The organism is Pseudoalteromonas sp. 2CM39R (genome assembly GCF_023161845.1).
The window spans coordinates 313,182-329,235 of record NZ_JALNTM010000004.1 but is presented as its reverse complement, the minus strand read 5'-3'; the positions used below and the strand labels follow the sequence as shown (position 1 = coordinate 329,235).

General features: G+C 39.6%; 15 protein-coding genes. 7 read left to right on the top strand and 8 right to left on the bottom strand.

The features are described from left to right. From MTF66_RS11835 to MTF66_RS11825, 3 genes are all read right to left on the bottom strand, one after another. The gene (locus MTF66_RS11835; protein WP_010389757.1) at nt 1-384 is read right to left on the bottom strand and encodes an ACT domain-containing protein; all 384 of its coding nucleotides are present in this window, start codon (nt 382-384) and stop codon (nt 1-3) included. 222 nt (nt 385-606) lie between these two features. Beyond that, nucleotides 607-2,760, bottom strand: a complete 2,154-nt coding sequence (gene pta / locus MTF66_RS11830) for a phosphate acetyltransferase (protein ID WP_248527297.1) — start codon at nt 2,758-2,760, stop codon at nt 607-609. Nucleotide 2,761: 1 nt separating this feature from the next. Beyond that, complete coding sequence (locus tag MTF66_RS11825) at nt 2,762-3,976, bottom strand: acetate kinase (protein WP_138593937.1); 1,215 nt, start codon at nt 3,974-3,976, stop codon at nt 2,762-2,764. Between the two features lie 263 nt (nt 3,977-4,239). Here MTF66_RS11825 and yfbV point away from each other — a divergent pair, with 263 nt between their 5' ends. Then, the gene (gene yfbV / locus MTF66_RS11820) at nt 4,240-4,686 is read left to right on the top strand and encodes a terminus macrodomain insulation protein YfbV (protein ID WP_054201193.1); all 447 of its coding nucleotides are present in this window, start codon (nt 4,240-4,242) and stop codon (nt 4,684-4,686) included. Here the strand turns inward: yfbV and rlmA are convergent. From rlmA to xthA, 3 genes are read right to left on the bottom strand one after another with little or no spacing between them, the layout of a single operon-like run. Further along, a complete protein-coding gene (gene rlmA / locus MTF66_RS11815; protein WP_138571216.1) occupies nt 4,670-5,473 on the bottom strand; it encodes a 23S rRNA (guanine(745)-N(1))-methyltransferase in 804 nt (267 codons plus the stop codon). The two genes, yfbV and rlmA, sit on opposite strands and share 17 nt — an antisense overlap. Further along, nucleotides 5,470-6,117, bottom strand: coding sequence for an energy-coupling factor ABC transporter permease (locus MTF66_RS11810; RefSeq protein WP_138571215.1), 648 nt, complete (start codon nt 6,115-6,117; stop codon nt 5,470-5,472). The genes rlmA and MTF66_RS11810 overlap by 4 nt, the downstream gene beginning before the upstream one ends. A gap of 5 nt (nt 6,118-6,122) precedes the next feature. Then, on the bottom strand, nt 6,123-6,929 hold the full coding sequence (gene xthA / locus MTF66_RS11805; protein WP_248527296.1) for an exodeoxyribonuclease III: 807 nt from the start codon (nt 6,927-6,929) through the stop codon (nt 6,123-6,125). Nucleotides 6,930-7,169: 240 nt separating this feature from the next. Between xthA and MTF66_RS11800 the strand changes: the two genes are divergently transcribed. The 4 genes from MTF66_RS11800 to rluB all read left to right on the top strand — a co-directional run bounded on the left by MTF66_RS11800 (nt 7,170) and on the right by rluB (nt 9,933). After that, nucleotides 7,170-7,601 (top strand): hypothetical protein, encoded by a 432-nt coding sequence (locus MTF66_RS11800; protein WP_010389773.1) that lies wholly within the window; start codon nt 7,170-7,172, stop codon nt 7,599-7,601. A 202-nt stretch (nt 7,602-7,803) separates the two neighbouring features. Then, on the top strand, nt 7,804-8,325 hold the full coding sequence (locus MTF66_RS11795; protein ID WP_055011864.1) for a calcium-binding protein: 522 nt from the start codon (nt 7,804-7,806) through the stop codon (nt 8,323-8,325). A gap of 151 nt (nt 8,326-8,476) precedes the next feature. After that, complete coding sequence (scpB, locus tag MTF66_RS11790) at nt 8,477-9,067, top strand: SMC-Scp complex subunit ScpB (protein WP_008110002.1); 591 nt, start codon at nt 8,477-8,479, stop codon at nt 9,065-9,067. Then, nucleotides 9,064-9,933 carry a 23S rRNA pseudouridine(2605) synthase RluB gene (rluB, locus tag MTF66_RS11785; RefSeq protein ID WP_008110001.1) on the top strand — a complete coding sequence of 290 codons (870 nt, stop codon included), beginning with the start codon at nt 9,064-9,066 and terminating at the stop codon, nt 9,931-9,933. The genes scpB and rluB overlap by 4 nt, the downstream gene beginning before the upstream one ends. Nucleotides 9,934-9,998: 65 nt before the next feature. On the opposite strand, the gene MTF66_RS11780 is transcribed toward rluB, so the two are convergent. Beyond that, nucleotides 9,999-10,745, bottom strand: coding sequence for a YciK family oxidoreductase (locus MTF66_RS11780; protein WP_109874741.1), 747 nt, complete (start codon nt 10,743-10,745; stop codon nt 9,999-10,001). Between the two features lie 207 nt (nt 10,746-10,952). Here MTF66_RS11780 and MTF66_RS11775 point away from each other — a divergent pair, with 207 nt between their 5' ends. Both MTF66_RS11775 and sohB read left to right on the top strand, forming a co-directional pair. After that, nucleotides 10,953-13,391 carry a VolA/Pla-1 family phospholipase gene (locus tag MTF66_RS11775; RefSeq protein WP_248527295.1) on the top strand — a complete coding sequence of 813 codons (2,439 nt, stop codon included), beginning with the start codon at nt 10,953-10,955 and terminating at the stop codon, nt 13,389-13,391. 100 nt (nt 13,392-13,491) lie between these two features. Further along, nucleotides 13,492-14,508, top strand: a complete 1,017-nt coding sequence (gene sohB / locus MTF66_RS11770) for a protease SohB (RefSeq protein WP_248527294.1) — start codon at nt 13,492-13,494, stop codon at nt 14,506-14,508. A gap of 72 nt (nt 14,509-14,580) precedes the next feature. Here sohB and MTF66_RS11765 read toward each other — a convergent pair whose 3' ends face one another. Next, nucleotides 14,581-15,912 carry a dicarboxylate/amino acid:cation symporter gene (locus MTF66_RS11765; RefSeq protein ID WP_013464802.1) on the bottom strand — a complete coding sequence of 444 codons (1,332 nt, stop codon included), beginning with the start codon at nt 15,910-15,912 and terminating at the stop codon, nt 14,581-14,583. Nucleotides 15,913-16,054 lie beyond the last annotated feature (142 nt).

Below are 16,054 nucleotides of genomic sequence, written 5' to 3'. Positions count from 1 at the left end.
TTAAGTTACCACATTGTAGCCATCGGCTCTAAGAGCAGCCATCGCTTTGTTGACTGTTTGCTTTTTTACTAAGATATAGTCGGTGTCATAGGTTGAAATTGAAAAAATTGACACGCCAGCTCTTGCTAATACTCCTGAAATATTTGCCATAATACCGGTTAACGAAAATCCTAATGGGCCAATTACTTCTAATGCTTGCCAATTCGATTCTGTATCTTGGCTATCAATTATAAAGTCATCAGGGCAAACGACCGAGAGTTCATCGTGCGTTTTTGAAATAAAAAATAATGGTTGCTTTAACAGGGCAGGAGGGATGTCGGCATCAAGCGCTAAACTATGAATTGATAAAACAGTGCTGTGTAATTGTAGTGTTTGTTTTGACATAAAACCCATCCATAGCAGCAAGATAATAGCTTTATAGTATAGAGTATTGAATCTAAGTTAAAGGCCCAAACTGAGCCGTTGTTAAAGTTTTTATTAATTAAAAAATAATTGTCCACAATTTCTGTGGATAAGCTTGGGGGTTGTAAGGTATAAATAGCCTAACCTATTAATAAGTAATTAAAAAATGGCTAGGCTATAAAAAGGACATGTTAGTTAAAGGGGTTAATTAAGTGCCTCAGCTTGCGCTGCTTGAATGGCAGTTAAAGCAATGGTATACACTATGTCGTCAACTAATGCGCCACGACTTAAGTCGTTAACTGGTTTACGCATCCCTTGCAGCATCGGACCGATACTGATCAAATCAGCGCTTCGTTGTACCGCTTTATAGGTGGTGTTGCCAGTATTTAAATCAGGGAATATAAATACCGTTGCTTTACCTGCAACAGGGCTGTTAGGTGCTTTTTTAATCGCTACACTTTCCATAATCGCTGCATCATATTGTAGTGGTCCATCTATAATTAGATCTGGGCGCTTTTGCTGGGCAAGCTTAGTTGCCGCTCGCACTTTTTCTACATCAGCCCCACTGCCTGAGTCACCGGTGCTGTAACTTATCATGGCTACGCGAGGTTCAATACCAAATGCTGCTGCTGAGTCGGCAGATTGAATTGCAATGTCAGCTAGTTGTTCGGCATTAGGATCGGGATTAATAGCGCAATCACCATAAACCAAAACCTGATCAGGCAATAGCATAAAGAATACAGAAGACACTAATGATGAACCTGGCGCGGTTTTAATTAACTGTAACGGTGGGCGAATAGTATTTGCAGTGGTGTTTACCGCACCCGATACCAGGCCATCGACTTTACCTTGCTCTAGCATCATAGTGCCAAGTACGACGTGATCTTGAAGTTGCTCTTGGGCGACTACTTCGGTAAGACCTTTATTTTTACGAATTTCCACCATAGGTGCTACGTAATCATTTATGATACTGCTTGGCTCAATTACAGTTACATGCTCGTTAAGCTCAATGCCTTGTTGCTCGGCTATACGCAATATTTCATCACGATCACCTAATAAAATTGTTTTAGCAATGCCCCGCTGGCCACAAATAGCGGCTGCTTTAATGGTTCTAGGTTCGTTACCCTCAGGCAGTACAATTGTTTTTTCGGCTTTACGAGCTTTTTCAGTCAATAAATACCTAAAGGCAGGAGGGGATAGTTTTCGGGTTTTCCCCACACTTTTAGCTAAGCTATCTAACCAATCAGAATCTATATACTCTGCGTTATGATCTTTTACCTTTTCAATGCGCTGTTCATCATCGCTTGGCACTTCTAGGTTAAAGTTATGCAGTAATAACGAGGTGCGCCAAGTGTCCCCTTCGGTTGCTAAAATAGGCAGCCCTGTTTGCATGGCTTGTTCGCACAGCGCCATGATGCGCGGCTCAGGCTCAAAGCCACCAGTGAGCAAAATAGCGCCTAGTTTAGTACCATTCATGGCAGACAAGCAGGCTGCAACCAATATATCTGAACGATCGCCTGGGGTGACCAATAGCGCACCTGGGGTAAAATAATTTAGAATATTTGATACCGTGCGGGCGCAAAAAGTAATGCGTCTTAGTCGACGATGCACCATGTCGCCTTCGTTAATAATAGTGGCTTTTAAATAGGCACTTAAATCTTTAACGCGCGGCGCGACCAGCTCAAAGTCCCACGGAATTGCACCAAGTAACATAAAAGGGTTTTTTCTAAAAATTGGTAAAGAAGCCAGGCGGTTAAGCTCGTTATCAAGCGCTTCTGGCTTGTAAGTATCGACTAAATCAGCGCGAGCGCGACCTTCTTCATCTAGAGGGGCATTTACTTTATTGAAAATACAACCCAGCACACGAGGGTGATCTATGCCACCGTAATTTCCGGCAGCAATTTCAAGGCGATCTTCAATTTGGGTAATATTGTAATTCCCTGGGGTAAGCACAAATACAATATCGGCCCCTAAGGTTTGCGCAATTTCACGGTTTATGCGTCCCGCATAAGGTTGGCGACGAGTAGGCACCATTCCTTCTATTATAGCCACTTCGTCATCGTTGATCTTACTTTGAAAACGCTCAACAATTTCTTCTAATAAGTCATCACCTTTACCATCACCAATCATTTGCTCTGCGTAATCGAGCGCAAACGGTGTTGGCGGCTTAATTGGTGAGCCTTGAGTGACAATTTGGGTCGATTTTTCAGGGCCAGTTTCACCTGCACGCGGCTGGGCGATAGGTTTGAAAAAATTAACCTTAACCGTCTTTTGTTCCAGCGCTCTTACTAAACCAACTGATACTGAGGTTAAACCTACCCCTGTAGAGATAGGAACCAACATAATACGACGAGCCATATTATAACTCCTTGGTGATGTTTGCGGCGTCGAGTGCAATAACCCATTCTTCGTTGGTAGGCATAACCACCGCTTTGCTTGTTGAATTAGCAGCGCTAATTAATCCAGCTTGGCCAAACCGTGCATCAAGGTTTGCTTGGGGGTCTAAATTGATACCTAAAAAGGCTAACTGTGTAAGTACTTTTTCGCGAATAATATCGGAATTCTCGCCAATCCCACCGGTAAAAATAAGCGCATCTAATTTTTGCAGCGGTACCATGTAGGCGGCTATTTGTTTTGCTAAGCGGTAGCAAAACATATTAAGTGCCAGCATGGCTTGCGAGTTGCCAGCAATGGCAGCCTCTTCAATAGTACGGCAATCGTTTGATAGCTCGCTTATTCCTAATAAGCCACTTTTTTGATTTAGCAGGTCATCAATTTGCTGTGCGGTGTAATCAAGTTGGGTCGTTAAAAAGTTAAATAGCCCTGGGTCAATGTCACCACAACGAGTACCCATAACAAGTCCTTCAAGCGGGGTTAAGCCCATGCTGGTATCGACACTTTTACCATTTTTGATCGCACACACAGAGCAGCCATTGCCTAAGTGGGCGCTAATAAAGTTACTTTCTTCAACAGGTAAAGACAACATTTTAGCGGTTTGACCTGCTACATAAAAATGGCTAGTGCCATGAAATCCATAGCGTCTAACCCCAAAGTCGTTATAAAGCTTATAAGGAAGGGCATACAAATAAGCAACCTCATCCATAGTTTGATGAAATGCGGTATCAAACACAGCTATTTGTGGTAAATCTTTAAATGATGCTTGTGCTGATGAAATACCTAGTAAATTAGCATGGCCATGTAAAGGAGCTAATGTGGCTGCTTGGGTAATACCTGCAATGACGTTTTCGTCAATTAAAACTGATTGGGTAAAGTGCTCACCGCCATGTACAACACGATGACCCACTGCCACTAATTGCTCGTCGAGGTTGTGATCTTTTATCAAATCAACCAGCGTATCAATTGCATGGGCATGTGCCTGGTTAGCAGCAAGCTTAATAGTGGTTTTTTCTCCCTTAAACTTATATTTAATTGAGGGAGCATCATCACCTAGGCGCTCAGCTAAACCTGATATGATGTCGTTTCCTGTGTTTGCATCAATAATCGCAAACTTTAGACTTGAACTTCCACAATTGAGTACCAAAACGTGGTTTGGATTATTTGGGAGTGTTGGCATAGATTCATTTTCCATTTAAGTATTAATCAGTACACTTGGTTGATGTATAAGCCTTTGTGGCTTAAATAAGTGTAGACTAAAGTGTAGTAGACTTTATTAAAAGGGCTTTGTGAAATTCTTTCGATAATTTATGCTTTTTGTGAGTTTTACTAATGAAATTGAGCATTTTTACCGATAAAGTGAAAGCAGCGATAATTGTGTTACACTTTTATAAGTATTACGTTTGTTTAAGTGTTACAAACCGTGACTATGAGGATTTATTAATGCAAAAAAGTGTGATGTCGCAAGTTCAATTAGGGCGTTCTTATGCTAAAACATGGCCAATGCGAAAAGAGGTTGCGCCATTATTTGCAGAATTTAAAGTGATCAGAGCCACAGAGCTTGCGATTACAGTTATGCCAATATTAGCCATGCTGACCCTGTTTTTTCAGATTAATTATTTAGGCTCGGATTTTCTGCCCCAAGCGATTGCCAGTAGTCTGTTTTTTATCTCGTTGCCATTACAAGGGCTTTTATGGTTGGGTAAACGTGCGCAAACTGAATTAGAGCCTGCTATGCAGCAATGGTATAACGAGTTATTTGCAAAAATGGTTGCTAACGGTTACGACGCGCAAATGGGAAAAAACAAGCCCCGCTATTTGGAGCTTGCCGAATTACTAAAAGATATGTTCGATAAAATGGATAAAACGTTTACTAAAGAGCAATTTTAGTAAATTGCGTAATGTAAAATGACAATGTGACGCTATGCTGTTGTTTTTGCTCAAGTGCTTGCCAATGTTCTGGTCTAAACTTCCACGCAAATGGCGTCATCATAATTAAGTTCTTAACATCGTTAAATGTAAGCGATACCTGCTCTGTTATTAATTGTTGCGATGTATTTTCAAAGCCCGCAGGTGCTGCTATTTCGGTATGTTCGTTTACGTTGCTATAAATGTAATTTTTTAGTTCTTTCAAATGAGTTGGGCCTGGGCTTGCCACAATTAAGCAACCATTATCTTTGACTAGACGTGCAAGTTCACTGTCAAATAAAGGCGCAAACACACTAACCAAAACGTCAGCAAGGTGATCATCAAAAGGCGCTTGGCTAATTGAAGCAACACTAAAATGGCATTGTTTGTAACGTTTTGCTGCATATTTAACTGCCGACTTTGATATATCCACACCGTATACGCTAGCCTGACTGTTGTTAGCAATAGCGTGAGTATAAAACCCTTCACCACACCCCAAATCAATCACTATTTCAGCATTAAGTGGCTTTACCATATTGGCTAAAGCCGTTTGTAAAAAGCCATAATAACCTTGCTCTAAAAATGAGCGCCTAGCTTGCACCATTTCCAACGAATCGCCAGGCTGTTTAGAGTTTTTGTTTTGCACAGGTAGTAAGTTTACGTAGCCTTCTTTGGCAAAATCGAAGCTGTGATTGTTATCGCATCGTAATGTTTTATCATTAAGTGCTAGTGGCTGTTTACAAATAGGGCAATGGTAATGAAGACTCATGAGCCTAAATAGTCCTTATCAAAAAAAGTTTTTACCCAATGTGGGCGATAGGTGATCAGTACCGTGATTGCCATACCGTTTAGCATAGCTTCAGGAAAGGCCAAAATAGGACTTAGGTAAATATAATTCTCGCTCAGCTGATGCCAACTATATTCACCTATTGCGTAATAAAAAGCGCCACCGAGTATAATGTTAATACAGGCAACGACACCCGCTGTTAAAAAGCTACAAACAAATATATAGATAAAAAAATGCCGTGCTAAATAGTGATAACACACAATAAAAACTAAATAGCTGAATAACACCGGTATAAACGCACTAATGATGAGTTTTAACGCGACTAATTCAGGTGTTATTTGTCCAAAAGCAGTTAAAAGCGCTGTTGCGAGTACACAACTTAATATAGCAAGACGCCAACCTAATGTTAGGGTAACTGCGGTAATGCCTAATATATGCAAGTCGAGACCGGGTAAAATACCGGCCTTTATACGCCATAACAAAGCGAGTACCAGTGCACAGGCAAACACACCTGATTGTCTTGCTGGGGTATTAAATAAATTACTGTATGTTGATTTGTTAACGCTTAAAAAGCCGATAACGATGACAACAATCCACAGTAACCCTTGCAACTGCACGCTTAACATAATTATTAACTAAACTCTGACCAAATAGGCGCATGATCTGATGGTTTATCGATAGCGCGCAATTCATAATCTATGCCTGTGTCGATACAGCGAGCTGCTAAATCATGCGTTGCTAGTACCACATCAATTCGTAGGCCGCGGTTATCAACAAATCCTTTTGAACGATAGTCAAACCAAGAATATTGGTCGTTAATTTCTGGGTCTTGTTCTCTAAAGGTGTCTTTAAAACCCCAATTTAATAAGGTAGCAAGCCATTCACGCTCAACAGGTTGAAATGAACATTTACCCGTTTTTAACCACCGTTTTGCATTTACTTCGCCAATGCCAATATCTAAATCGGTTGGTGAGATATTAATGTCACCCATAACAATTACATCTTGATCAGGGGTGAAATGGCTATTCAGATGGGTCATTAGATCTTTATAAAATTGACGTTTGTAGGGGAACTTAGTTTCGTGATTAATGTTATCGCCTTGTGGGAAATAGCCATTCATTACATGTAAATCGCGGCCATTCTCTTGTTCTACAGTGACGCTAATCATACGCTTTTGCGAGTCATCGGTGTCAGTAGTGAAGCCTTTTAATACCGATTTAGGCTCTTTTTTGCATAACATTGCCACGCCGTAATGCGCTTTTTGCCCATGAAAATAAACGTGGTAACCCATCTTTTGTACATCGTCTAGCGGAAACGCTTCATCATGTACCTTGATCTCTTGAAGACCAATAATATCTGGCTGGTGTTTATCAATAATAGCTTGTAACTGGTGTAGTCGAGCACGCAGACCATTGATATTAAAAGAAATCACTTTCATAAAGTTAACCTTCAAATTTATTTTTTCTATTCGTCAAATTGTATCAGCATTTAGAGCGACATAACATGACTGAAATGAGAAAATAACTGCACAATTGTTGATCAATTGCTGTTTAATGTTTAAACATTGTAAATGCATTATTAAATAATAAAATAAATAAAATATTCAATTGATATGTTAAAAGTTGTCTATATAATGCGCAAAAATCGTTTGTTTAACTCGTTCAAATAGGACTACCTGATGAAAACTCAATTACTTTTAGCTGCCTCTCTTTTTGTTTCTGTTACCGCTTCTGCACAAAGCAATGCGTATTACAGCAAAGACAATAAATTAGAGTCAAACTTGTGCGTAGTAAGCGCCAATGAAGGTTTTTCAGCTGCACGTAAAATGGCAGCAAAGCATGGTATATACTTATCTCGTTATTCAAAAAGTATCCTATGTAACGGTCAAGACATTCGCGATATTGCAAAACAACAAACTGCAGCACAGCCTGCAGCATCAAAAGTTGAAGTATTTGCAAAAGATTCACATCAAGAAACACAGTTATGTATAACTGCATTAAAGCAAGGCTTACAACCAGTGCGTAAGCAAATTGGTAACTTAAACACATTAAAGTGTAATGGCCAAAACGTAACTGATTTTGTGAAGCGTTACCAAAACGCTGCAATCTAAATTACTGTATTTAATATATAAAAAGCTCGGTTTTTACCGAGCTTTTTTTTGTAAAAATTACCTATGTAGTTTGGAAAAATTGCATTATTGAATATCGCAATAGAAGTTGTTTTTGTTTAATTGTCTGATTTTAATGGTTTATTTTTTTGGCATCGTATTTGTATCACTAAAATTGAAATTTATTAATACAAGGATACGTCTGATGAAAAAATTAACGATAGCTTCTACTGTTTTAGCCGCATTGAGTTTAGCAGCTTGTTCTTCAAATCAAGGTTTAGAAAAAATCGACAGTGATTTTGCAAGCTTAGATAACGACAGCGATGGCTTTATTTCTAAAACAGAAGCCGACGATGATAGTATTTGGCAGCACTTTTCAAACATAGATACAAATATGGATAATCAAATAAGCCGTAATGAATATGATGCTTATATGCAGCTAAATGCTGGAAAAGTTGCTACAGATAGTGAAGTGAGTGAGTCTGCATTTAAAGCTGATATTGCTAAGTTTGATAAAATAGAAAATGATTTTAAAAGCTTAGATAATGATAGCAATGGTTTTATTTCAGTTACTGAAGCTGATGACGATGATATATCAAATCATTTTGGTTACATGGATCGTAATAAAGATAAACAAATAAGCAAAAAAGAGTTCAACAGCTATATTCAAAAGCATGGTGATTCTGTTGCAGAAGATGATGCACTTGAGCAATTTAAAAACAGTTAAATTACGTTACTGAATGTACTTGATATCAAGCCAGTGTTTTTCACTGGCTTTTTTATGCCTATGAAACGTTATTTTGTTAATATATTTTCCTAGTTTGTGATTGTTCTGTCATAATAGATGGCTGTGTGTTTTTATTAACTTAAGAGTGATTATGGTAGGTCGGCGAATTAGTGATGAACAATTAATTGAAATCATTGAAGCGGCGATTTTTGTGGCAGATAAGCCCGTATCAAAACGTCATCTTAAGGACACGGTTTTAAACGATTTAGCAATTTCTATGGCGCGGATTAATGATGCTGTAGAGGCAATTCAAGTTCATTATCAAACCCGAGGTATACGCTTAGTTGAGGTAGGCAGTGGGTATCGTTTTCAAGCGTGTAGCAGTTTAAGCCCATGGTTGAGTAATTTATGGCAAGAACGCGCTCCTAAGTATTCGCGAGCTTTACTCGAAACCTTGTCGCTAATTGCATATAAACAACCTATTACCCGTGGTGAAATTGAGCAAGTACGGGGCGTAGCAACAGGCTCAAATATTATTAAAACTCTGCTTGAAAGAGAGTGGGTTAAAGTAGTTGGGCATAAAGAAGTACCTGGGAAACCGGCACTTTATGCAACGACTAAACAATTTTTAGATTATTTTTCAATAACGGGACTTCATGATTTACCTGCATTGCCAGAGCAACAGCAAAGTAAAATTACCCAGTTATTAAGTGATCCTTCTGTGAGAGAACCATCCAAATGAGTATACAAGGTGAAAAGTTACAAAAAGTCCTAGCCCGCGCAGGGGTAGGTTCACGCCGCGAAATGGAAAAATACATTGACGCTAATCGTGTGAGTGTAAACGGTAAAGTAGCTAAGTTAGGCGACAGGGTTGAAGAAACCGATTTAATTCGTGTTGACGGCCACACTGTTAAAATTGAAGAAAAAGCTGACAGAATTTGTCGCGTAATTATGTACAACAAGCCAGAGGGCGAACTAAGTACTCGTAAAGATCCAGAAGGTCGTCGTACTGTATTCGACCGTTTGCCACGTATAGATGGCGATCGTTGGATAGCAGTAGGACGATTAGATGTGAATACGTCAGGGTTGATGCTTTTTACGAATGATGGTGAATTAGCAAATCGCTTAATGCACCCGAGCTACGAAGTTGAACGCGAATACTCAGCTCGTGTATTTGGTGAAGTGACTGACGAAACAATGAAAAACTTACTTCGCGGTGTAGAGCTTGAAGATGGTCCGGCTAAATTTACCGGTATTAAGCCTATGGGCGGTGAAGGTATTAACCGCTGGTACAACGTAACTCTTAACGAAGGCCGTAATCGTGAAGTTCGTCGTTTATGGCAATCACAAGATGTGGAAGTGTCACGCCTAATTCGTATACGTTACGGTAAATTAGAGCTTGATAAGCGTGTACCACAAGGTGGTTGGATTGAGTACGATTTAGACACAGTTAACTATTTACGTAAAACAGTTAAACTTGGTAAAGAAACGCAAACTAAGCTGTCGGTTATCCCTGAAAAACGTAAAGATAAACGCGCGAAAATAAATCAAATTCGTAAGGCGGTTAAAAAGCATAATCAACGTGTAAAACCGACTAAACGTAAGTAATTACGCTACTAATAAAACAATAAAGCCGCTTTTTATAGCGGCTTTTTTACGTTTAAAACTAAATATTATTTTTTAACTTGTGCGTCTAACGATTGACCATTGATATCTTTTGAGTCATCGCTCATTAAATACAGATAAGTTGGCATTAAATCTTCAGGTGTTGCAAGTAAATCACGATCCTCACCAGGGAATGCACTTGCACGCATTGATGTTCGGGTTGCGCCTGGGTTAATACAGTTAACACGGATTGGCGTTTTTTCAACTTCACACGCCCATGTTTGCATCATACCTTCTACTGCAAATTTAGAAATTGCATAAGGTCCCCAAAACTCTCTTCCTTTACGACCGACACCCGATGAGGTAAATACCACTGAGGCACTTTTTGATTTACGCATGACAGGGAATAGCGCTTTAGTGATCATCGCTTGTGCGGTGACGTTTACTTTCATCACATTTTCGAATGTTGATGAACAAAAATGCTCTAACGGCCCTAAAGTACCTAAAATACCCGCGTTATTTAATAGTCCATCAAGGCGGCCAAATTGATTTTCGATTGTTGCGGCTAAATCTCGATAGTTCTGCTTAGTTGCACCTTTTAAGTCCATAGGCACAATCGCTGGCTGTGGGTAGCCTGCATTGACGATTTCGTCATACACACATTCTAGTTTATTAGTTGTTTTTCCTAATAAAATAACGGTTGCACCATGTTTAGCATAGGTAATAGCTGCGACACGGCCGATACCATCACCTGCGCCTGTGATCAAAATTACTTTGTCTTTAAGTGCGTTTTCAGTTGCTTGATAGGTATGCATAAAAGTACCAATGTTTAAATTTTTTTTGATTTTAACATAGCAAATCGACAAGTAATCGAATTTATTACAAATTTAGGTGGCGAAACTAGAAAGTTTACGTTAAGTTTAACTGGTCTAATGTCTCATTAATATACTAGCTACATTATTTTAACTTAATTACACTGACTATAAACACACTATAAAAATAAGATTTGTGCGGAGAACACTATGAAAAAAATGCTACTCTCGCTCTCAGTTGCAGCTGCATTAGCAGGCTGTGGCGGCGGAGAAACGTTAGAAGATGTTAAAAACGATTCAGTTACAGTTATTCCAAAAGCTACGGTAAAGTTTGACCCTGCAAATGGTGTAATTTCGGTTCCTAATGATTTATTGATGAGTGGTACGCTTGATGGCACACTCAATATTCCTGGGGAATTAAATGACGAGAATGTTTCTATCTCTCGAGCTGAATATGCAGATCCGCAACTAGCAATAGGCGCACTTGATGGCTGGTCTACTCAAGTGCCATTCAAAATTGATCTAACCTTTCCACCGGGCATTAGCCTTGATCAAACGTCTGCAGCTTCACCAGGCTCTGTACGTATTTTTGAAGTGATCATGGGTGCAAGCTTAACTGATGCCGAATGTTCGCAAGCACCAGCCGGTGCAGCATGTAAATTAGTAGGCGAATTGACCTTTGGCGTGGATTTTGTAACCCAGGCTTCTGGTGATGCAGTAGCTATTGTCCCACTTAAGCCTTTTAAAGCCGGTAGTTCATACATTAATGTGCTAACGACTGAACTGAAAGATTCACAAGGTCGCTCAATTGAACCATCTTCAACATATGCCACTGTTAAACAAGAAGCGCCTTTAGTAACGCCATCACAACTTGCGCTGCAAGGAGCTGTGAATAGTTATGAAAACGTAGTAGTAAGCTCTGGTGATATTACAAAAGACGATATTATTTTTTCTGCTGCCATGACAATGCAATCAGCAGGCCCAGTGCTTGGCACGATTAAAAAGGTTTTAGCAGCAAGCTTAACAGAGCCAACAATTCCAACGCCTGCGTTGCAAATTCCAACTCAGCCTATGGCTAACGTACAACAAGCTTTTGCATTGCAGGGGGTGACTGTACCTGACGTGTTCCAAGCTGCGCAATATCAAAAAGGCAGCATTCAATTACCTATGTATTTAGGCACGCCTGAAGGTAAAGAGATCAGTGATTTAAACGATACTTACTGGCAAGGTATGTGTGATAGTGCTGTCGCTATTTTAGGCTATAAAGCGCAAGCTGGTGAAGCGTTCCCAACCGATCCTATTAGCACTAACGATGCAATGTGTGCTGCTTTAAGTGATGGACAGCTTCGTGATTTAGGTCTTGATAGCACTAAACACTTAACTAAATATAACTCACTTCCTAAAGTGCAAAGTATGGCTAATGTGCCAGTGCAAATTACTAAACCTATATTACCCGTTGTTAATAATATAAGAACAACACAGCTAAATTTACCTGCTATTAATATGCCAGCAGGTGGTTGGCCAGTAGTGATTATGCAACACGGTATAACCACACAAAAAGAAAGCATGTTAACACTAACAGCGCAGCTTTCACTGCAAGGGTTTGCCACAGTTGCAATTGATCACCCTCGTCATGGCGAGCGTGGTGTAGACGTTGATTTAGACGGTAACGATGACTTTAACGCAACTTCGGGAAAAGGCTCTGTACTTAGTTACATGAACTTGAATTCGTTATTGGTAGCTAGAGATAGCTTGCGTCAGTCAAGTGCTGACTTACTTGGTTTACGTTTAGGCTTAAACTTCAGTGGTGATAGTTCACTAAATTCCACTGATGTATCTTACATTGGCCATTCACTGGGCTCAATTGTAGCACCTGCATTTATCGCACAAGCGAATAGCCCATTGGTCGACCAAGTAGATCCATTGTTTAAGGTTAACGCTGTAGCATTAGCAAGTGGCGGCGGCGGTATTGCTAGCTTCTTGTTAGAATCAGCAGCGTTTGGTCCATTTATTCAAGGCTCTGTACTTTCTAAAGCTGGAACTGCTGAATCGATAGAGTTTAAGGCATTCAGAGATGGCCCCGCTGTTTCTAACTGTGGTGAGTCAGCGCAAACGCAAGCAAGTATCTCATGTGGCTTTACTGAGTTTGCAAAAGCACTAACGATGGCGGGAGAAACTGATAAACTTGCTAATATCAAGGGCGTGATGACGCAGTTTGTATTTGCAGCTCAAACAGCATTAGATAGTGGCGACCCAACCAACTATGCAGCAACGGTTAAAGCACTAGAAACACCTGTATACATGAACGTAGTGGTAGGTGATGGCACAGATAATAACAAGCCAGATCAAGTTATTCCGCCGATGACTGCCAATAACCCAATTGCAGGTACTGTCCCTTTGGCTAACTTTATGGGGTTAGACACGGTGAGTACCACTCAAGCGCCAACAGAAATGGGCTCTAGCTATTTAGTTAAATTTAATACCGGCCATCATGGGTCAATATTAACGCCAGCACAAGATGAAGGTGAGTCGTCTACAGTTGCGGGTAGTGCAGCTGCGAATGCTGAAATGCAATTGCAGGTTGCTACTTACCTAGCTTCAAGAGGGCGCCTTTTAATGGTGCAAAACACTGAGGTTGTGACGAATTAATAATCAACCATTCAATTAAGTACTAAAAGCCACTGTATAGTGGCTTTTTTTTATTTTAAAGCATGCTAAATTGACTGAAATTTATAAACGGAGAACACAGTTGGAATTTTTATACGAGTACGGTTTGTTTTTTGCTAAAACCATTACCTTTGTTATTGCTATCGCTGTCATTTTGACCTTAATTGTAAGCTCGGCTGTTAAGCCAAAAGCAAAAAAAGGTGAGATAGAAATAGATGACTTATCAGAGCAGCTTACTAATATAAAAGAAAGCTTTTTAAATAATACGCTAGGTAAAAAAGCGCTAAAAGCCTATCAAAAGCAACAAAAAATAGAGCAAAAAAAAGCTGAAAAAGAAGAGCCTAAATCACGACTCTATGTTATTGACTTTAACGGAAGCATGGATGCACATGAAGTAGAGAGTTTACGCGAAGAAGTGACTGCGATTATTTCAATCGCGGACCCTAAAAAGGACAAAGTGTTAGTTCGTCTTGAAAGTGGTGGCGGCGTTGTGCATGGCTATGGTTTAGCTGCATCACAACTACAACGTTTTAAGTCAGCTGGTATTGAGTTAACCGTATCAATAGACAAAGTCGCTGCCAGTGGTGGCTACATGATGGCTTGTGTGGCTGATCATATTATTGCAGCGCCGTTCGCAATTGTTGGCTCTATTGGTGTTATTGCACAAATTCCAAACTTTAATAAAATATTAAAGAAGAACGATGTTGATTTTGAACAAATTACGGCGGGCGAATTTAAACGTACGCTAACGTTATTTGGTGAAAATACCGATAAAGCCCGTGAAAAGTTTCGTGAAGAGATAGAGCAAACTCATGCATTGTTTAAAACGTTTGTAAGCACACAGCGTCCCAGTTTGAACATGGACTTAGTGGCAACGGGTGAACATTGGTTTGCAACCCAAGCAATTGAAAAAGGGTTGGTTGATACTATTAAAACCAGTGATGATGCATTGTTAGAGCAGCAACATCAGCATCAAATATACAAGGTTCAATACAAAATTAAAAAAGGTTTAAGTGATAAGCTTGCAATAGGGCTTAGCCATGGAGTGAATAAAGCAGGTGTAAGTTTAATGTCAAAATTTAAGGCGTTAAATCCCTAATAACAAAACTCAATAAAAAAGCCTTGTTACTTAAAGTAGCAAGGCTTTTTTTATAACTAACAAGAGAAGCGGTTAGTCAATTGACTTGTGATAGTCTTCTAAGTCTTTAGCTGCATTAGGGTCATTGAAGATACTTTCATCTAGCTCACCCTCACTTTTAGCAACTACACAGGTTACCATACAGTCACCTGTTACATTTACTGCGGTACGGGTCATATCAAGTAGTCTATCAACACCTATTATAATTGCGATGCCTTCAACCGGTAGGCCTACTTGGTTTAGTACCATAGCCAGCATAATTAAGCCAACACCAGGAACACCCGCCGTGCCAACCGAGGCAAGCGTTGCTGTTAGTATTACCATTAAGTAATCAGAAATAGTTAAATCAACACTAAATACTTGAGCAATAAATACCGTAGCCACACCCTGCATAATTGCAGTGCCATCCATATTAATGGTTGCGCCTAATGGAATAGTAAATGAGGCCACTGAGTTATTAGCGCCTAGCTTCTTAGTTGCAGTCTCAAGTGTGATAGGCATAGTTGCGCTTGAACTTGAGGTACTAAAAGCAAATAAACAGGTGTGTTTCATTTTAGCTAAGAAAGTGAGCGGGTTTAGGCCTGTAAGTATTTTTAGCAGTAGGGTGTAGTTTACGAATGCATGCAATAACAGGGCTAAAACAACGACGCCAAAGTACTTAGCTAAGCTTACAATTAAGTTAAGCTCGATTGTAGTAAATAACTTAGCCATTAAGAAGAATACGCCGTAAGGGGCAATATTCATTAACAAAGTAACTAGTTTTAAGATAACCGTGTTTAAGTCTTCAAATACCGTTGCTACACGTTTACCTGCTTTACCGCTAAGCGCCATTGCAATACCAAATAATAAAGCAAATACAATAACTTGTAGCATATTACCTTTTGCCATTGCTTCAAAAGGATTGGTAGGGAACATATCAATAATAACGCGAGCTAAAGTTGGCGCTTCTTTTGCGTCGTAGCTTGCTTGAGAAGGAAGCCCAATCCCTTCACCTGGATTAAATAGTAACGCCAGTGTAATTGCCACTGTAATAGCTATCGCTGTGGTAACCAAATATAGGCCAATCGACTTTCCACCTAAACGGCCTAATTTTTTAGGATCGCTTAAACTACAAGTACCACACACAAGCGATACAAAGACGAGGGGAACAACTAGCATTTTTAAACTAGCTATAAATATTTGCCCACCTACATGAAAAAGGCCATCAACAAAAAAGGCTTTAATTGGCAAAGAGAATAACCCAAGAGGGATTAGGTAATCGTCTTCACCAGCTAATATAGCCTGAAATATAAAGCCTACTGCAACACCAAGCACCATACCAATCATGATGCGAGTAGTTAAACTCATTGAACGGATTTTAGACATATTTCCAATCTATTTTTTATAAATTTGGCATAGACTAACAGCATGTAATTTTTTTTACAGGAAAAACGTCAACTTTTTAAAAATTTTTATCGCAAAAAGAAGTAAAAATCTGAGATTTTAGACTAAGTTATAAGTTAACATT

What these genes read in the sequence shown, in the direction of transcription:
- pta (WP_248527297.1), bottom strand. Translation starts at nt 2,760, where the DNA reads ATGGCTCGTCGTATTATGTTGGTTCCTATCTCTACAGGGGTAGGTTTA.
- MTF66_RS11775 (WP_248527295.1), top strand. Translation starts at nt 10,953, where the DNA reads ATGAAAAAAATGCTACTCTCGCTCTCAGTTGCAGCTGCATTAGCAGGC.
- rluB (WP_008110001.1), top strand. Translation starts at nt 9,064, where the DNA reads ATGAGTATACAAGGTGAAAAGTTACAAAAAGTCCTAGCCCGCGCAGGG.
- MTF66_RS11795 (WP_055011864.1), top strand. Translation starts at nt 7,804, where the DNA reads ATGAAAAAATTAACGATAGCTTCTACTGTTTTAGCCGCATTGAGTTTA.
- MTF66_RS11800 (WP_010389773.1), top strand. Translation starts at nt 7,170, where the DNA reads ATGAAAACTCAATTACTTTTAGCTGCCTCTCTTTTTGTTTCTGTTACC.
- MTF66_RS11825 (WP_138593937.1), bottom strand. Translation starts at nt 3,976, where the DNA reads ATGCCAACACTCCCAAATAATCCAAACCACGTTTTGGTACTCAATTGT.
- scpB (WP_008110002.1), top strand. Translation starts at nt 8,477, where the DNA reads ATGGTAGGTCGGCGAATTAGTGATGAACAATTAATTGAAATCATTGAA.
- MTF66_RS11810 (WP_138571215.1), bottom strand. Translation starts at nt 6,117, where the DNA reads ATGTTAAGCGTGCAGTTGCAAGGGTTACTGTGGATTGTTGTCATCGTT.
- rlmA (WP_138571216.1), bottom strand. Translation starts at nt 5,473, where the DNA reads ATGAGTCTTCATTACCATTGCCCTATTTGTAAACAGCCACTAGCACTT.
- xthA (WP_248527296.1), bottom strand. Translation starts at nt 6,929, where the DNA reads ATGAAAGTGATTTCTTTTAATATCAATGGTCTGCGTGCTCGACTACAC.
- yfbV (WP_054201193.1), top strand. Translation starts at nt 4,240, where the DNA reads ATGCAAAAAAGTGTGATGTCGCAAGTTCAATTAGGGCGTTCTTATGCT.
- MTF66_RS11765 (WP_013464802.1), bottom strand. Translation starts at nt 15,912, where the DNA reads ATGTCTAAAATCCGTTCAATGAGTTTAACTACTCGCATCATGATTGGT.
- MTF66_RS11835 (WP_010389757.1), bottom strand. Translation starts at nt 384, where the DNA reads ATGTCAAAACAAACACTACAATTACACAGCACTGTTTTATCAATTCAT.
- MTF66_RS11780 (WP_109874741.1), bottom strand. Translation starts at nt 10,745, where the DNA reads ATGCATACCTATCAAGCAACTGAAAACGCACTTAAAGACAAAGTAATT.